Source organism: Streptomyces caniferus, from assembly GCF_009811555.1.
In the GTDB taxonomy this organism is placed as follows: Bacteria; Actinomycetota; Actinomycetes; order Streptomycetales; family Streptomycetaceae; genus Streptomyces; species Streptomyces caniferus.
In genome coordinates this window covers 1437474-1454212 of sequence record NZ_BLIN01000002.1, presented here as the reverse complement: position 1 = coordinate 1454212, position 16739 = coordinate 1437474, and the positions used below count along the sequence as shown (strand labels likewise).

Genomic DNA, 16739 nt, shown 5'->3' with positions numbered 1-16739 from the left:
GCCCTTTCTACGGGGCGGCGGTCCGTGCCTCCTGCCGGGTGGTCCCCTCCGGGCCGCGGCGCTGCTCCTCCCAGGCCCCGAGGGCGGTGGCACACGCGCGGTCGAGGTGGCGCAGCCCGGACAGGTCCAGCTCGACCTCCCGGTCCTCGGGCAGTGCCTCCAACTGGTCGAGCAGCTTCGGCAGCCGCAGGAAGGTGGCGTTGCCGAGGGCCCGTACGCGGATGGGGAGCAGGGCGGCCGGGACGTCCGGTTCACGGCCTGCGACGGTGCCGTCCGCCGCCGGCTCGTCCAGCCCCACGATCTCCAGGTGGACGTGCGAGGTCTCCCAGGCCGACTTGGCCACCGCCAGCAGCAGCCCCAGCAGCACCCCCTCGAACATGTTGGTGGCCACGATCGCCACCGCCGTCGCGGCGAGCACCACGGCCTCACCCCGGTGCTCCCGCCACAGCGGCCGCCACTGCTTCACCGGGAGCAACTTGACGCCCGCGTGCACCAGTACGCCGGCCAGTGCCGCGACCGGCACCACGCCCAGCGCCACCGGGAAGGCCACCGCGAACACCAGCAGCCATACGCCGTGCAGCACCCGCGAGGCCTTCGTCCGCGCCCCGGCATGCACATTCGCGGCACTGCGGACGATCACCGCGGTCATCGGCAGCGCCCCCAGCAGCCCGCACACGGTGTTGCCCGCGCCCTGCGCCATCAGCTCCTTGTCGTAGTCGGTCTTCGGCCCGTCGTGCAGCCGGTCCACCGCGGCCGCGCTGAACAGCGACTCCGCCGACGCGATCAGGGTGAAGGCCAAGACGGTGCCCAGCGCACCGGCCACCGCCCCCGCCTCCGTCAGCCGCAGGAAGTCCGCGCCGCCCGGCGGCTGGACCACTTCCAGCAGGCCCGCCACCTCGACCCGGGCCACCGGCAGCTCCAGTACGAACACCACGGCCGTCGCCAGCGCCACCGCCACCAGCGGCGCCGGCACCACGCGCGCCGCCCGCCGCCACTTCGGCCACAGCGCCAGCAGCACGATGGTCCCCGCGCCCACCGCCAGCGCCGCGAGCGCGTCGGGGGACGCGGCGGTGTCCGCGGCGAGTTCCGGCAGCCCGCCCAGGTTCGCCGGGCCGCTGCCCCGTGCCTTGGCGTCCGCCAAGGCGTACAACTGCCCGGCGATCAGCACCAGTCCGATGCCGGCGAGCATCCCCTGGACGACCGCCACGGAGATGGCCCTGAACCAGCGCCCCAGCCGCAGTGCGCCCATGGCCACCTGCAGCACCCCGGCGATCAGCACCAGCGCGCCCAGCGTGCCGAGCCCGTACTCCTCCACGGCCTCGTAGACCAGCACGGTCAGCCCCGCGGCCGGGCCGCTGACCTGCAGGCTGCTGCCGGGCAGTAACCCGGTGAGCAGCCCGCCGACGATTCCGGTGACCAGCCCCAGTTCGGCCGGTACGCCGGAGGCGACGGCCACCCCGACACACAACGGGACGGCGACGAGAAAGACCACGAGCGAGGCGGTGACATCGGCGCGCCAGAGCGAGAGCGCCTGACGTGACGGTATCGACGGGCGGAACGTGCGGAGTCGGGCAACACGGAACCTACGCATGGGGATGCCTCCAGCGAGTGCGAGATGCGGTGGCGCACGGACACGCACGGGTACGCACGAGCGGTCGCGGAGCGGGGCGGGCAGCGGGCGGCGACCGGGGACATCTGGTCCGCGAGCGCCTGCTGCCGCGCACAGCCGCGCGGTGCGCGCCATGAACGGATGACGGCTGGATCCGTCGGATGCGCGGGCCGGGGGAGGCCCTTGGGGGCGGCGCTCGGCTCTCAGCAGCGGAAGACGAGGTGATGGACCGGCAGTTCGCCGGATCTCGACAGGGGTACGGCCCGCCGGCCGGTCAGCGGGGCGGTCACGGTCAGGGTGCCTGCGGTCCGCACCGGGCCGGCGGTCGACACGGTGGTGAGCGGTGGCGGTGGTGCGGACAGGGTGGCCGCGGAACGTCCGCCGCGGCGCGGCTGGCAGCGGTGGCTGCCGGATTCCGGGTTCTCGGAGAGGTCGGATCCCCACTGCGCGGTGCCCGGGGGTTCGGCCCGTCCGGCGCCTGCGGCGGCCGACGGGACGGCCGCGCGTTCTCCGCAGGCGGCGCCGGCGACCAGCGGCAGCGCCAGTGCGACGGCCACGACGATCAACAGGAGCCGGCCGAGGCCGCCGACCCGGATCTTCGCCATCGTCGCCCCTTCCGGCGCGGCTGGACAGTCACCCCATTGTGTCCAAGCGGACACGCCTGGTCGCAACCCGGTATGTAACCACCTTGTAAACGCGGAGTTATCGCCCTGGAGTGGCCGGTTCCTTTCACTACCGCGCCCGCCGGTGCGCGCGCGAAGGCGGAATGCGCCGCTCCCGCACGACGCCCGGCCGTCGCACCACCCCCGACCGTCCGGCTGCCCCCTCGCCGCGCCGCCGGCCCCCGGCCTCTCGTTCCGCCCCGCGCATCCCGTCCGCGGCCTTGACGCCCCCTCCCTCCCGGCGCATTATTCATCGCATGATGAATTATGGCCGTGACCCCGCCGTCCACGCCCGCGACCTCACCGTCGTCCGAGGCGGCCGCACCGTCCTCGACGCTCTCGCCTTCGACGTGCCCCGCGGCCGGATCACCGGCCTCCTCGGCCCCTCCGGCTGCGGCAAATCCACCCTGATGCGCGCCGTCGTCGGCACCCAGGCCAAGGTCACCGGCACCCTCGACGTCCTCGGACGGCCCGCGGGCTACCCCCGGCTGCGTCCCCGCATCGGCTATGTCACCCAGGACCCGTCCGTATACGACGACCTCACCGTCCGCCAGAACCTCGACTACTTCGCCGCCGTCCTGCACCCCGGCCGGGCCGCCCGCGCCCGGCGCCGCGAAACCGTCGCCCGCGTCATCGAGGACGTCGACCTCACCGCCCGCGCCGACGCCCTCGCCGGCAACCTCTCCGGCGGCCAGCGCAGCCGGGTCTCCCTGGCGGTGGCCCTGCTCGGCGCCCCCGACCTCCTCGTCCTCGACGAACCCACCGTCGGCCTCGACCCCGTCCTGCGCCGCGACCTGTGGCACCTCTTCCACACCCTCGCCACCGACCGCGGCACCACCCTCCTCGTCTCCTCCCACGTCATGGACGAGGCCGAGCGCTGCCACCGGCTGCTCCTGATGCGCGAGGGCCGCATCCTCGCCGACGGCGCCCCCGACACCCTCCGTGACCGCACCGGCTCGGCCACCGTCGAGGCCGCCTTCCTCCATCTGGTCGACGAGGCCCGGGGCGCGGCGCCCGCACCCGCCGTCCCCGCTCCCGAGGAGTCAGCGCGATGACCACCGCACCCCGCCCCGCCGGCGCGCCGCACCCCGCCACCGCGCCCTTCTCCCCGTCCCGCACCCTCGCCACCGCCGCCCGGGTCCTGCGCCAGCTGCGCCACGACCCGCGCACCATCGCGCTGATGCTCGTCGTCCCGTGCGTGATGATCGCCCTGCTCCGCTACGTCTTCGACGCCCGCCCCGAGACGTTCAACAGCATCGGCGCCTCGCTCCTCGGCATCTTCCCGATGATCACGATGTTCCTGGTGACCTCCATCGCCACCCTCCGCGAACGCACCTCGGGAACCCTGGAACGCCTGCTCGCCATGCCCCTCGGCAAGGCCGACCTGATCAGCGGCTATGCCCTGGCCTTCGGACTGCTGGCGATCGTCCAGTCGGCGCTGGCCACGGCCCTGTCCGTCTGGGTCCTCGGCCTCGACATCACCGGCTCCGCCTGGCTGCTGCTGCTCGTCGCCGTCCTGGACGCCCTGCTCGGCACCGCCCTCGGCCTGTTCGTCTCGGCCTTCGCCGCCTCCGAATTCCAGGCCGTCCAGTTCATGCCCGCCGTCCTGATGCCCCAACTGCTGCTCTGCGGCCTGTTCACCCCGCGCGATTCCATGCAGCCGGCCCTGGAGGCGCTCTCCGACGTCCTCCCGATGTCCTACGCCGTCGACGGGATGAACGAGGTCCTCACCCACGCCGATCTCACCGGCGACTTCCTCCGCGACATCGTCATCGTCAGCGGCTGCGCCCTCCTCGTCCTCGCCCTCGGCGCCGCCACCCTCCGCCGCCGTACGGCCTGACACCGTCCCGGCCCTCGATACGCCCCGGCACCTCGCGCCCCCAGGTGCGAGGATGACGGGACTACCGACCAGGCACGCACCACGGCGAGGTGAACCGCAGCATGACCCAGAAGGTCGCCGTCCTCGGCACCGGAAAAATCGGCGAAGCCCTGCTCAGCGGAATGATCCGAGGCGGCTGGGCGCCCTCCGACCTTCTGGTCACCGCCCGCCGCCGGGAACGCGCCGAGCAACTGCACGACCGCTACGGCGTGGAGGCGGTCAGCAACGCCGAGGCCGCCCAGTCCGCCGACACCCTCATCCTCACCGTCAAACCCCAGGACATGGGCGCCCTGCTGACCGAGCTGGCCCCGCACGTCCCCACCGACCGCCTGGTCATCAGCGGCGCCGCCGGCATCCCCACCTCCTACTTCGAGGAGCACCTGGCCGCCGGCACCCCGGTCGTCCGGGTCATGACGAACACCCCCGCCCTCGTCGACGAGGCGATGTCCGTCATCTCCGCCGGCACCCACGCCACCGGCGCCCACCTCACCCGCGCCGAGGAGATCTTCTCCGGCGTCGGAAAGACCCTCCGCGTCCCGGAGTCCCAGCAGGACGCCTGCACCGCGCTCTCCGGCTCCGGCCCGGCGTACTTCTACTTCCTCGTCGAGGCCATGACCGACGCCGGCATCCTCCTCGGCCTGCCCCGCGACAAGGCCCACGACCTCATCGTCCAGGCCGCCATCGGCGCCGCGGTGATGCTCCGCGACAGCGGCGAACACCCCGTCAAGCTCCGCGAGAACGTCACGTCCCCGGCCGGCACCACCATCAACGCCATCCGCGAACTCGAGAACCACGGCGTACGCGCCGCCCTCATCGCCGCCCTGGAAGCCGCCCGCGACCGCAGCCGCGAACTGGCCTCCGGCAACGGCTGACGCCGCCGACGCAAGAGGGCCCGCCCGCGCGGCGGACCCTCTCCCTCAAAGGGCCGAGGAGAGGCGGGCACCCCCGACGGGCCGCCCGCCCCCACCGCCCCTCACCGCATCGGCCGCAGCCCCACCGCCTCGAACGCCGCGTCCACCCGCGGCCTGGCCAGCCCCCGCGCCCGCTCGGCCCCGGCCCGCAGGACGGCATCGACACACCCCGGGTCCGCCGCCAGCTCCGCATGCCGTTCCCGCACCGGCCGCAGCGTCTCCACCACGGCCTCCGCGACATCCTTCTTCAAGGCGCCGCACGAGTCGTACTCCTCGGCCAGCCGCCGCGGCTCACCCCCCGCACACGCGGCCAGCACCTCCAGCAGATTCGCCACCCCCGGCCGCGGCTCCGGCTCGTACGAGACATCCGGCTCCGAATCCGTCACCGCCCGCATCACCTTCTTCCGCACCGCCTCGGGCTCGTCCAGCACATAGACGACCCCGGCGCTCCGGGCGTGCGACTTCCCCATCTTCGACGTCGGCTCCTGCAGATCCTTCACCCGCGCCGCCACGGGCGGATGAACGGCCTTCGGCACCACGAACGTCGCCCCGTACCGCTGGTTGAACCGCACCGCCAGATCCCGCGTCAGCTCCACATGCTGCGCCTGGTCGTCCCCCACCGGTACCTCATGCGTCCCGTACGCCAGGATGTCCGCCGCCATCAGCGCCGGATACGTCAGCAACGACAGCCGCACACTCCCCCCGCGCGCCTGCACGGCCGCGGCCTTCTCCTTGTACTGGATCATGCGCCGCATCTCCCCGTCGGAGGCCGTGCACTCCATCAGATACGACAGCCGCAGATGCTCATCCACCTGACTCTGCACGAACACCGTGCAGATCTCCGGATCCAGCCCGGAGGCCAGCAGCAACGTCGCGGCCTGCCGGCTGAGCCGCCGCACCCGCGCGGGATCGTGCTCCACGGTCAGCGCATGCAGATCCACCACACAGAACAGGGCATCCGCCCGGTGCTGGTCCTCCGCGGCCCACCGCCGCATCGCCCCGAGGTAGTTCCCCAGCGTCAGGTGCCCCGTCGGCTGCACCCCGCTGAAGATCCGGGTACGCGGGCCGGCCGTCCTCGTGCTCTCGTTCATCCTTCTTCTCTCCCGAGCTCCCGCACCCCGCTGGGTGCGTGTCGAGACCGCCGACCTCACCGGCCGGCTGCGAGAAGGAGATACGCGAACGGCCGCCGAAGCGGCGGCCGTGGTCATGCATGCGCTGGTGGTCGGCCGCCGTCAGGCGAGCCACCACAGCTGTACGAGCGCATGCCTAGTCATGGGCCCCAAAGTACCCGGCAAACCCGCGCCGGGCACGGGTTTGAACAACCCCAACCCCTCGTGTAGTGTCCTCCGAGTTGCCACGGAGCCGACAGGAACCGGGCAGCCATCCCGCCGCTTCGCGGCACACCACTACTGCACGGCCCCTCACCGGGAACAATTTCGGCATGCCGAAATTCGACCGCGACGTGATTATGCGTCAACGAGGAATTCCGCTAAAGTAGTGATCACGCCGAAAGGCGCGGCAGCACAAATAGCCGCACCACGGCGGAACCCCCTCCGACGGGGATTCGGAAACGAATTCGAACCGGCAACGGAACGAAATCGAGTCTGATAGAGTCGGAAAGGCCGGAAAGCGAAAGCCGGACGGTCACCCCGCTCCAACAGGGGGCCGGAGACGGAAACGGATCTGGTAAGGTTGGAAACGCGAAGAAGCCGAAAGGCGGAAACGCGCCGGCGAAAATCGGGCCCGCAAGGATCTGATAGAGTCGGAAACGCAAGACCGAAGGGAAGCGCCCGGAGATCCTGGTGAAACAGGAACAAAGGAAGCGTCCGTTCCTTGAGAACTCAACAGCGTGCCAAAAGTCAACGCCAGATATGTTGATACCCCGTCCACCTCGGTGGATGAGGTTCCTTTGAAAGTCCACCACGGCCCATGCGGTCGGGGTGGCACACACAGCGAGGACGCTGTGAACGACCGGACCTATTCCGTCTGGTTGTTCCGCTCTCGTGTGTGTTGACCCGCAGTTTTTAATTAAACGCAGTCGGGTAAACATTCACGGAGAGTTTGATCCTGGCTCAGGACGAACGCTGGCGGCGTGCTTAACACATGCAAGTCGAACGATGAACCTCCTTCGGGAGGGGATTAGTGGCGAACGGGTGAGTAACACGTGGGCAATCTGCCCTTCACTCTGGGACAAGCCCTGGAAACGGGGTCTAATACCGGATACGACCACCGACCGCATGGTCTGGTGGTGGAAAGCTCCGGCGGTGAAGGATGAGCCCGCGGCCTATCAGCTTGTTGGTGGGGTGATGGCCTACCAAGGCGACGACGGGTAGCCGGCCTGAGAGGGCGACCGGCCACACTGGGACTGAGACACGGCCCAGACTCCTACGGGAGGCAGCAGTGGGGAATATTGCACAATGGGCGAAAGCCTGATGCAGCGACGCCGCGTGAGGGATGACGGCCTTCGGGTTGTAAACCTCTTTCAGCAGGGAAGAAGCGAGAGTGACGGTACCTGCAGAAGAAGCGCCGGCTAACTACGTGCCAGCAGCCGCGGTAATACGTAGGGCGCAAGCGTTGTCCGGAATTATTGGGCGTAAAGAGCTCGTAGGCGGCTTGTCACGTCGGATGTGAAAGCCCGGGGCTTAACCCCGGGTCTGCATTCGATACGGGCAGGCTAGAGTTCGGTAGGGGAGATCGGAATTCCTGGTGTAGCGGTGAAATGCGCAGATATCAGGAGGAACACCGGTGGCGAAGGCGGATCTCTGGGCCGATACTGACGCTGAGGAGCGAAAGCGTGGGGAGCGAACAGGATTAGATACCCTGGTAGTCCACGCCGTAAACGTTGGGAACTAGGTGTGGGCGACATTCCACGTCGTCCGTGCCGCAGCTAACGCATTAAGTTCCCCGCCTGGGGAGTACGGCCGCAAGGCTAAAACTCAAAGGAATTGACGGGGGCCCGCACAAGCAGCGGAGCATGTGGCTTAATTCGACGCAACGCGAAGAACCTTACCAAGGCTTGACATACACCGGAAACGTCTGGAGACAGGCGCCCCCTTGTGGTCGGTGTACAGGTGGTGCATGGCTGTCGTCAGCTCGTGTCGTGAGATGTTGGGTTAAGTCCCGCAACGAGCGCAACCCTTGTTCTGTGTTGCCAGCATGCCCTTCGGGGTGATGGGGACTCACAGGAGACTGCCGGGGTCAACTCGGAGGAAGGTGGGGACGACGTCAAGTCATCATGCCCCTTATGTCTTGGGCTGCACACGTGCTACAATGGCCGGTACAATGAGCTGCGATACCGCGAGGTGGAGCGAATCTCAAAAAGCCGGTCTCAGTTCGGATTGGGGTCTGCAACTCGACCCCATGAAGTCGGAGTTGCTAGTAATCGCAGATCAGCATTGCTGCGGTGAATACGTTCCCGGGCCTTGTACACACCGCCCGTCACGTCACGAAAGTCGGTAACACCCGAAGCCGGTGGCCCAACCCCTTGTGGGAGGGAATCGTCGAAGGTGGGACTGGCGATTGGGACGAAGTCGTAACAAGGTAGCCGTACCGGAAGGTGCGGCTGGATCACCTCCTTTCTAAGGAGCATCTAGGCAGCCGCAAGGTTGTCCAGAGCCACTACGTCGGCAAATGTTCGACGGTGGTTAGCTCATGGGTGGAACGTTGACTATTCGGCGCACTTGATTGGTTGTCACTAGTACTGCTTCGGCGTGGAACGTGGGGATTTATCGGGTGGGCCGGGCACGTTGTTGGGTATCTGAGGGTACGGGCCGATGGTCTGGACCTTCGCGATGCCGGCCCCGGTAAAGGCTCACTTCGGTGGGTTGTGACGGGTGGCTGGTCGTTGCTTGAGAACTGCACAGTGGACGCGAGCATCTGTGGCCAAGTTTTTAAGGGCGCACGGTGGATGCCTTGGCACCAGGAACCGATGAAGGACGTGGGAGGCCACGATAGGCCCCGGGGAGCTGTCAACCAAGCTTTGATCCGGGGGTGTCCGAATGGGGAAACCCGGCAGTCGTCATGGACTGTCACCCGCTGCTGAACACATAGGCAGTGTGGAGGGAACGCGGGGAAGTGAAACATCTCAGTACCCGCAGGAAGAGAAAACAACCGTGATTCCGGGAGTAGTGGCGAGCGAAACCGGATGAGGCCAAACCAGTCACGTGTGATACCCGGCAGGGGTTGCGTGGTTGGGGTTGTGGGAGTTCTCTTTTGCAGTCTGCCGGCTGTGAGACGAGTCAGAAACCGTTGATGTAGGCGAAGGACATGCGAAAGGTCCGGCGTAGAGGGTAAGACCCCCGTAGCTGAAACATTAGCGGCTCGTTTGAGAACCACCCAAGTAGCACGGGGCCCGAGAAATCCCGTGTGAATCTGGCGGGACCACCCGTTAAGCCTAAATATTCCCTGGTGACCGATAGCGGATAGTACCGTGAGGGAATGGTGAAAAGTACCGCGGGAGCGGAGTGAAATAGTACCTGAAACCGTGTGCCTACAAGCCGTGGGAGCGTCGCTGTATGTGCTTGCACATGTAGTCGTGACTGCGTGCCTTTTGAAGAATGAGCCTGCGAGTTTGCGGTATGTTGCGAGGTTAACCCGTGTGGGGAAGCCGTAGCGAAAGCGAGTCCGAATAGGGCGTTGAGTAGCGTGCCCAAGACCCGAAGCGGAGTGATCTAGCCATGGGCAGGTTGAAGCGGAGGTAAGACTTCGTGGAGGACCGAACCCACCAGGGTTGAAAACCTGGGGGATGACCTGTGGTTAGGGGTGAAAGGCCAATCAAACTCCGTGATAGCTGGTTCTCCCCGAAATGCATTTAGGTGCAGCGTCGTGTGTTTCTTGCCGGAGGTAGAGCACTGGATAGGCGATGGGCCCTACCGGGTTACTGACCTTAGCCAAACTCCGAATGCCGGTAAGTGAGAGCGCGGCAGTGAGACTGTGGGGGATAAGCTCCATGGTCGAGAGGGAAACAGCCCAGAGCATCGACTAAGGCCCCTAAGCGTGTGCTAAGTGGGAAAGGATGTGGAGTCGCAGAGACAACCAGGAGGTTGGCTTAGAAGCAGCCACCCTTGAAAGAGTGCGTAATAGCTCACTGGTCAAGTGATTCCGCGCCGACAATGTAGCGGGGCTCAAGCACACCGCCGAAGTCGTGTCATTCATGCAATAGCCCTAACGGGTGTGTGGATGGGTAGGGGAGCGTCGTGTGCCGGGTGAAGCAGCCGTGGAAACGAGTTGTGGACGGTTCACGAGTGAGAATGCAGGCATGAGTAGCGATACACACGTGGGAAACGTGTGCGCCGATTGACTAAGGGTTCCTGGGTCAAGCTGATCTGCCCAGGGTAAGTCGGGACCTAAGGCGAGGCCGACAGGCGTAGTCGATGGACAACCGGTTGATATTCCGGTACCCGCTTTGAAACGCCCAATATCGAATCCATTAATGCTAAGGCCGTGAAGCCGGCCTGGAGTCTTCGGACAAAGGGACGTGGTGGAGCCGCCGATCCAAGGTGGTAGTAGGTAAGCGATGGGGTGACGCAGGAAGGTAGTCCAGCCCGGGCGGTGGTTGTCCCGGGGTAAGGGTGTAGGCCGTGTGGTAGGCAAATCCGTCACACATTAAGGCTGAGACCTGATGCCGAGCCGATTGTGGTGAAGTGGATGATCCTATGCTGTCGAGAAAAGCCTCTAGCGAGTTTCATGGCGGCCCGTACCCTAAACCGACTCAGGTGGTCAGGTAGAGAATACCGAGGCGTTCGGGTGAACTATGGTTAAGGAACTCGGCAAAATGCCCCCGTAACTTCGGGAGAAGGGGGGCCATTGCTGGTGATGAGTCTTGCACTCTGAGCTGGTGGTGGCCGCAGAGACCAGCGAGAAGCGACTGTTTACTAAAAACACAGGTCCGTGCGAAGCCGTAAGGCGATGTATACGGACTGACGCCTGCCCGGTGCTGGAACGTTAAGGGGACCGGTTAGTCGACCTTCGGGTCGGCGAAGCTGAGAACTTAAGCGCCAGTAAACGGCGGTGGTAACTATAACCATCCTAAGGTAGCGAAATTCCTTGTCGGGTAAGTTCCGACCTGCACGAATGGCGTAACGACTTCTCGACTGTCTCAACCATAGGCCCGGTGAAATTGCATTACGAGTAAAGATGCTCGTTTCGCGCAGCAGGACGGAAAGACCCCGGGACCTTTACTATAGCTTGATATTGGTGTTCGGTTCGGCTTGTGTAGGATAGGTGGGAGACTTTGAAGCAGCCACGCCAGTGGTTGTGGAGTCATTGTTGAAATACCACTCTGGTCGTGCTGGATGTCTAACCTGGGTCCGTGATCCGGATCAGGGACAGTGTCTGGTGGGTAGTTTAACTGGGGCGGTTGCCTCCTAAAGAGTAACGGAGGCGCCCAAAGGTTCCCTCAGCCTGGTTGGCAATCAGGTGTTGAGTGTAAGTGCACAAGGGAGCTTGACTGTGAGACTGACGGGTCGAGCAGGTACGAAAGTAGGGACTAGTGATCCGGCGGTGGCTTGTGGAAGCGCCGTCGCTCAACGGATAAAAGGTACCCCGGGGATAACAGGCTGATCTTCCCCAAGAGTCCATATCGACGGGATGGTTTGGCACCTCGATGTCGGCTCGTCGCATCCTGGGGCTGGAGTCGGTCCCAAGGGTTGGGCTGTTCGCCCATTAAAGCGGTACGCGAGCTGGGTTTAGAACGTCGTGAGACAGTTCGGTCCCTATCCGCTGTGCGCGTAGGAGTATTGAGAAGGGCTGTCCCTAGTACGAGAGGACCGGGACGGACGAACCTCTGGTGTGCCAGTTGTCCTGCCAAGGGCATGGCTGGTTGGCTACGTTCGGAAAGGATAACCGCTGAAAGCATCTAAGCGGGAAGCCTGCTTCGAGATGAGTACTCCCACCCCCTTTGAGGGGTTAAGGCTCCCAGTAGACGACTGGGTTGATAGGCCAGATATGGAAGCCTGGTAACGGGTGGAGTTGACTGGTACTAATAGGCCGAGGGCTTGTCCTCAGTTGCTCGCGTCCACTGTGTAGGTTCTGAAGTAACGACCTGACTGTATTTGATTAGATGCAGTATGCCGGGTTGGTTAACTTCATAGTGTTTCGGTGGTCATTGCGTTAGGGAAACGCCCGGTTACATTCCGAACCCGGAAGCTAAGCCTTTCAGCGCCGATGGTACTGCAGGGGGGACCCTGTGGGAGAGTAGGACGCCGCCGAACAATCATTGTGGGGAAGCCCCGCACCTTATGGTGCGGGGCTTTTCTGCGTTCCGGGCCGGAAACCGGAAATCAGGCTCGGCGGGACCGCGTGCTGGGATGCTGGGCCGCATGGGGTACGTGATCAGGCCGGTGACGGCGGACGAGTGGAAGAATCTCAAGGAGCTGCGACTGGCGGCGTTGGCCGATCCAGTGGCTCGAGTGGCGTTCAACGAGACCTTGGAATCCGCGTCGGGCCGGCCGGACGCGTTCTGGCAGCAGCGGGCGTCGTCCCCCGAGGAAGGCGGTGCGGCGCTGACGTTCGTCGGAGAGGCGGCGGACGGCAAGTGGGGCGGCATGGTCGTCGTCCTGGTCGAGGAGGACGAGGAGATGCCGCAGACGCACCTGGTGGGGGTGTACGTGCGGCCCGTGCACCGGGGGACGGGGCTGGCGCGCGAGCTGTTCGAGGCGGCGATCGGGTGGTCTTGGGGCCTCGCAGATCCGGTGGTGGAGCGCGTACGGCTGTGGGTGCACGAGGAGAATGCGCGGGCCGAAGCGCTGTACCGGTCCCTGGGGTTCGTGGCGACGGGGCGGACCCTCGCCGATCCGAAGGATGCCGCTGCCATGGAACGGGAGATGGCGCTGACCCGGGAGGACAACCCCTGGAAGGCATCTGCGTAAGGCGCCCCCCGAAAGACGCTCCTGGCAGGCACTCCTAGCGGCGGGGGACCGCGACGGCCGTGACCAGGAGGCCGTGGGAGGTGTGCCAGTGGCCGGTCAGGGCGGGGAGGTCGGGGAGGCGCAGGCGGGCGGTGAAGGTGTGGGTGGCGAGGGTGAAGGTGACTTCGGCGTCCTCGAAGTGGAGGGGGCGGGGGGACAGGGGGGAGCAGGCCTTGTAGAGGGACTCCTTGGCGCTGAAGAGGAGGCGGTCCCAGTGGATGTCCGGGTGTGCGGTGTGGAGTTGGCCGAGGTGGGTGCGTTCGGCGGGTGTGGTGATGCCGTTGCGCACGGAGGGGCGTAAGGGGGCGTGGGGTTCGGCGTCGATGCCGAGGTGGGGGATGTCGGTGGTGCGGGCGACGGCGGCGGCGCGGTAGCCGGCGCAGTGGGTGAGGCTGCCGGTGATGCCCGGTGGCCAGGTGGGAGCGCCGGAGGGGGCCGGCGGGAGGGGTGTCGGGGGGAGGCCGAGGCGGGCGAGGGCGCGGCGGGCGCAGTGGCGGGCGGTGGTGAACTCGTGGCGGCGTTTGGCTCCGGCGTGGGCGATGACCCGTTCTTCGCTCGGGAAGAGGGCGGGTGCGGGGGTGAGTGGATCAAGGGGGACGAGTGGTTCGCATGGGGTGAGTGTGTCGCCGAAGGTGTCGTCGCCTGCCGCGCGGGGAGGGAGGACGGTCTCGATCAGCATCGGGCAATTCCTTGTTGTCGCAGGTCGGTTGGGGGTGGGGCGGGGCCGTCGAGGTGGTGGGGCGGGTCGCCGTTGTATTTCTAGGTCGCGTGACCTAGTCTCGCCGGTGTGGACGATGACATCCAGCTTGATGTGACAGGCCCGGTGCTCGTAGTGGGCGGCTATGGCACCGTCGGCGGAGATCTGACCCGGCTCGCCGCTCCTTCGTGGCCGCTGCTGCTGACCGGACGTACCCCGGAGCGCGGACGTGCGCTCGCCGATGAGGTGGGGGCGTCGGTGCAGCGCTGGGATCTGAGTGATCCGGAGCCTTTCACGGCGAAGGTCCGCGCGGTGATCAGTACGGTGAACGACCCCGATGACCGGGTGCTGCTGGCGGCGCTGCGCGGCGGTGTCCCGTACGTGGACATCACGCGGTGGACGGCGCGGCTGCAGCGGGCCACCGCGGTGGCGGCCGTGACGCCGCCCACGGCGCCGGTGCTGCTGTCGTCCAGCTGGATGGGCGGGGTGACCGGGCTGGTCACCGCGGCGCTGGCGTACGAGCTCGGTGGGGCGGCCGCGGTGGAGATCGCCATCCGGTACGACCTCAAGGACCGGGCGGGCACCGACTCGGTGGAGTTCATGGACCGGCTGGGGCTGGACTACGAGGTGACCGAGGGCGGCCGGCGGCGGATGATCATGCCGCTGAGCGGAGCCGGGACGGTCACCATCGGCGGGCACCGGACCAAGGTGGCGCGGATCGATACGCCGGAGCAGTTCACCCTGCCGCTGGTGCTCGGAGTGGACACCGCGATCACCCGGATCGGCTTCAGCGCCAACTCCTCGACGTCCACGCTGCTGGCGCTCAGGCGGACCGGCTTCTTCCGGTGGGGGCGCGGGGACCGGTTCGAGTCCACGCGGCGGTCGATGCTGTACTCGCCGGGCGAGGGCGGCAGCGCCCTGCTGCGGATCGATGTGCGGGGCCGCGACGGGGAACGTCGTACGGCGACCGTCACCGATCCGGCCGGGCAGGCCCACCTCACCGCGCTGGGCGGGCTGTTGGGGCTGCGCCGGGTGCTGGGCGAGGACGGTGCCGAGGCGCCTCGTGGGGTGGTCTTCCCCGAGATGACGCCGCTTCCGCAGGATGTCGTCTCCGCAGTGGAGAAGGCGGGCGTCAGGGTCGAGGTGGCATGAGCGAGGAGAAGGAGCCGGGCGCGGGCAAGGCCTCGACGCTGACACGGCAGGGGAGCATCCGGCGGACGAGTCTGCTGGACGCGGCCGAGACCGTGCTGGTGGCCAGCGGGGCGGACGCCTCGCTGCGGGCCATCGCCGGTGAGGCCGGAGTGCGGGTCGGCCATCTGCAGCACTACTTCCCCACCCGGGCCGACTTGATCAAGGCGGTGCTGGAGCGGGCGCTGGACCGGTCGCTGGAGCGGCTGGCCGAGACGACGGGGCTGCGGATGGTGCGCGACGATCCGTCGGCCGTCGGGACCCCCGAGGGGGCGGCGGACCCCGACGAGGTGGTGGCGGTGGTCCTCGCCGAGCAGGAGGACCCGCGGCTGGTGCGGCTCTATGTCGAGGTGTGGGCGCTGGCGGCCCGGGACGACGAGATCGCCACGGTGGTCCGGGAGTTCTACCGGAAGTACGTCGCGCACGTGGAGGCATTCGTCCAGCAGGGGCGGCCGGACTGGCCGGACGAGCTCTGCCGGGCCCGGGCCGAGACCTTTGTCGCGCTGGTCGAGGGGGCGGCCCTGATGCGGTCGGGTATCGCCGGCAGCCGGTCGGCCGCGATGGACGCGCAGCTCGCGCGCTGTGCCGTGCAGTTGCTCCGGGACTGAGCGCCCGGGGCGGGGCGCCGCCGTCCGGCCCGTGCGGCACTGCGGGCCGGCCGGTGCGCCGTCAGAGGTGAATCACTGAGGGGGGATCCCGTATGACCGAGGTAGTGGACCTGGCCGAGCTCGCCGCGACGGCGGGCCTGGAGCAGGAGCTCGACCGGCTCGCCAAGAGCCATGGCATCATCCGCACCCGCCAGCTGAATCAGCAGGAGACCTGGACGGTGCTCGGGGCGTCGCTGACGCGCGAGCTGTTGAGCGATCCCCGGCTGTCCAACGATGTACACACCCATGCGCCGCACGGGGCGCTGGTCCCGGGGATGGCCGTGATGCTCCTGGAGCAGGACGACCCCGGCCATGCGCGGAACCGCCGGCTGGTGACCGCGGCCTTCGCCTCGCGGGCGGTACGGGAGCTGGAGCCGCGGATCGCGGAGATCACCCGGCAGCTGTTGGACGGGCTGGGGGAGAGCGGTACGGCGGACTTCATCGAGGAGTTCACGTATCCGATGCCGCTGGAGGTGATCTGTGAGCTGCTGGGGGTGCCGGCAGAGGACCGGGACCCGTTCCGCAAGTGGGCGATGGACATCTCCGCCGCGCCCTCCATGGAGGCGATGCAGACGGCCGCCGTGGAGCTGTTCGGCTACTGCATCGGTCTGATCGGCGCCAAACGGGAACGGCCCACCGAGGATCTGCTCGGCGAGCTGATCGCCGCCCGGTTCGAGGACGGGAGTGCGCTGACCGACGAGGAACTGTCGTCGTTCGCCGCGGTGTTGCTGATCGCCGGCCATGACACGGTCACCAATCTGCTGGCCAATGCGCTGCACGATCTGCTGGCCCACCCCGGGCAGCTGGCCGCGGTGCGCCGCGATCCGTCGCTGGTCGGCGCGGTGGTGGAAGAGGCGCTGCGGTTCCGGGGCTCCGCGATGACGACGGTCAACCGGGTGGCGCGGGAGGACATCGAGGCCGGGGGAGTGACGATCCGTAAGGGGGAGCTGGTCCGGTTCCTGCTGAACGCGGCGAACCGCGACACCGAGGTGCGGGCCGATCCGCACTCCTTCGACATCGGCCGGGCGACCGCGCAGCATCTCGCGTTCGGCCTGGGGCCGCACTTCTGTCTGGGGCAGCGGCTGGCCCGCCAGGAGGCGACGATCGCGCTGACCGAGATTCTGCGGCGCTTCGGCACGCTCGAACTCGCGGTGCCGGCCGAAGAGGTGCGCTGGCTGCCGTCGGACGCGATCCGCGGGCTGGTCGAGCTGCCGCTCCGGTATGCGCGCTGATGACCGG

The 16739-nt window shown here is 67.2% G+C and carries 11 protein-coding genes and 3 rRNA genes; 10 read left to right on the top strand and 4 right to left on the bottom strand.

All coding sequences use genetic code 11. The features are described 5' to 3' along the window. Nucleotides 1-7 precede the first annotated feature (7 nt). Together Scani_RS08285 and Scani_RS08280 are read right to left on the bottom strand one after the other, a co-directional pair. Nucleotides 8-1591: a SulP family inorganic anion transporter gene (locus Scani_RS08285; RefSeq protein WP_159471449.1), complete on the bottom strand. Its 1584-nt coding sequence runs from the start codon at nucleotides 1589-1591 to the stop codon at nucleotides 8-10. A gap of 221 nt (nucleotides 1592-1812) precedes the next feature. Beyond that, nucleotides 1813-2214 (bottom strand): hypothetical protein, encoded by a 402-nt coding sequence (locus Scani_RS08280; protein WP_159471447.1) that lies wholly within the window; start codon nucleotides 2212-2214, stop codon nucleotides 1813-1815. Between the two features lie 314 nt (nucleotides 2215-2528). Between Scani_RS08280 and Scani_RS08275 the strand changes: the two genes are divergently transcribed. The 3 genes from Scani_RS08275 to proC all read left to right on the top strand — a co-directional run bounded on the left by Scani_RS08275 (nucleotide 2529) and on the right by proC (nucleotide 5022). Beyond that, complete coding sequence (locus tag Scani_RS08275; protein ID WP_159471445.1) at nucleotides 2529-3326, top strand: ABC transporter ATP-binding protein; 798 nt, start codon at nucleotides 2529-2531, stop codon at nucleotides 3324-3326. Continuing rightward, on the top strand, nucleotides 3323-4111 hold the full coding sequence (locus tag Scani_RS08270) for an ABC transporter permease (protein ID WP_159471444.1): 789 nt from the start codon (nucleotides 3323-3325) through the stop codon (nucleotides 4109-4111). Before Scani_RS08275 ends, Scani_RS08270 begins: the two co-directional genes overlap by 4 nt. A gap of 101 nt (nucleotides 4112-4212) precedes the next feature. Continuing rightward, a complete protein-coding gene (gene proC, locus Scani_RS08265; protein WP_159471442.1) occupies nucleotides 4213-5022 on the top strand; it encodes a pyrroline-5-carboxylate reductase in 810 nt (269 codons plus the stop codon). Nucleotides 5023-5123: 101 nt separating this feature from the next. Here the strand turns inward: proC and trpS are convergent, their stop codons facing one another. After that, on the bottom strand, nucleotides 5124-6152 hold the full coding sequence (trpS, locus tag Scani_RS08260; protein ID WP_159471440.1) for a tryptophan--tRNA ligase: 1029 nt from the start codon (nucleotides 6150-6152) through the stop codon (nucleotides 5124-5126). Between the two features lie 958 nt (nucleotides 6153-7110). Here trpS and Scani_RS08255 point away from each other — a divergent pair. The 4 genes from Scani_RS08255 (at nucleotide 7111) to Scani_RS08240 (ending at nucleotide 12929) form a co-directional block, all read left to right on the top strand. Beyond that, nucleotides 7111-8639: ribosomal RNA gene (locus Scani_RS08255) — 16S ribosomal RNA — on the top strand. A gap of 302 nt (nucleotides 8640-8941) precedes the next feature. Beyond that, nucleotides 8942-12064, top strand: a 23S ribosomal RNA gene (locus tag Scani_RS08250). Between the two features lie 91 nt (nucleotides 12065-12155). Further along, nucleotides 12156-12272, top strand: a 5S ribosomal RNA gene (rrf, locus tag Scani_RS08245). The 16S, 23S and 5S rRNA genes sit together here, the layout of an rRNA operon. Before the next feature lie 108 nt (nucleotides 12273-12380). Further along, the gene (locus Scani_RS08240; RefSeq protein ID WP_159471438.1) at nucleotides 12381-12929 is read left to right on the top strand and encodes a GNAT family N-acetyltransferase; all 549 of its coding nucleotides are present in this window, start codon (nucleotides 12381-12383) and stop codon (nucleotides 12927-12929) included. A gap of 34 nt (nucleotides 12930-12963) precedes the next feature. Here Scani_RS08240 and Scani_RS41680 read toward each other — a convergent pair whose 3' ends face one another. Next, nucleotides 12964-13647: a 4'-phosphopantetheinyl transferase family protein gene (locus Scani_RS41680; protein ID WP_159471436.1), complete on the bottom strand. Its 684-nt coding sequence runs from the start codon at nucleotides 13645-13647 to the stop codon at nucleotides 12964-12966. Between the two features lie 108 nt (nucleotides 13648-13755). Between Scani_RS41680 and Scani_RS08230 the strand changes: the two genes are divergently transcribed. From Scani_RS08230 to Scani_RS08220, 3 genes are all read left to right on the top strand, one after another. Further along, complete coding sequence (locus Scani_RS08230; RefSeq protein WP_246295558.1) at nucleotides 13756-14817, top strand: saccharopine dehydrogenase family protein; 1062 nt, start codon at nucleotides 13756-13758, stop codon at nucleotides 14815-14817. Next, the gene (locus Scani_RS08225; protein ID WP_159471434.1) at nucleotides 14814-15461 is read left to right on the top strand and encodes a TetR/AcrR family transcriptional regulator; all 648 of its coding nucleotides are present in this window, start codon (nucleotides 14814-14816) and stop codon (nucleotides 15459-15461) included. Before Scani_RS08230 ends, Scani_RS08225 begins: the two co-directional genes overlap by 4 nt. A 92-nt stretch (nucleotides 15462-15553) precedes the next feature. Beyond that, entirely contained in the window at nucleotides 15554-16732 is a 1179-nt protein-coding gene (locus Scani_RS08220; protein WP_159471432.1) for a cytochrome P450 family protein, read from the top strand. Nucleotides 16733-16739 lie beyond the last annotated feature (7 nt).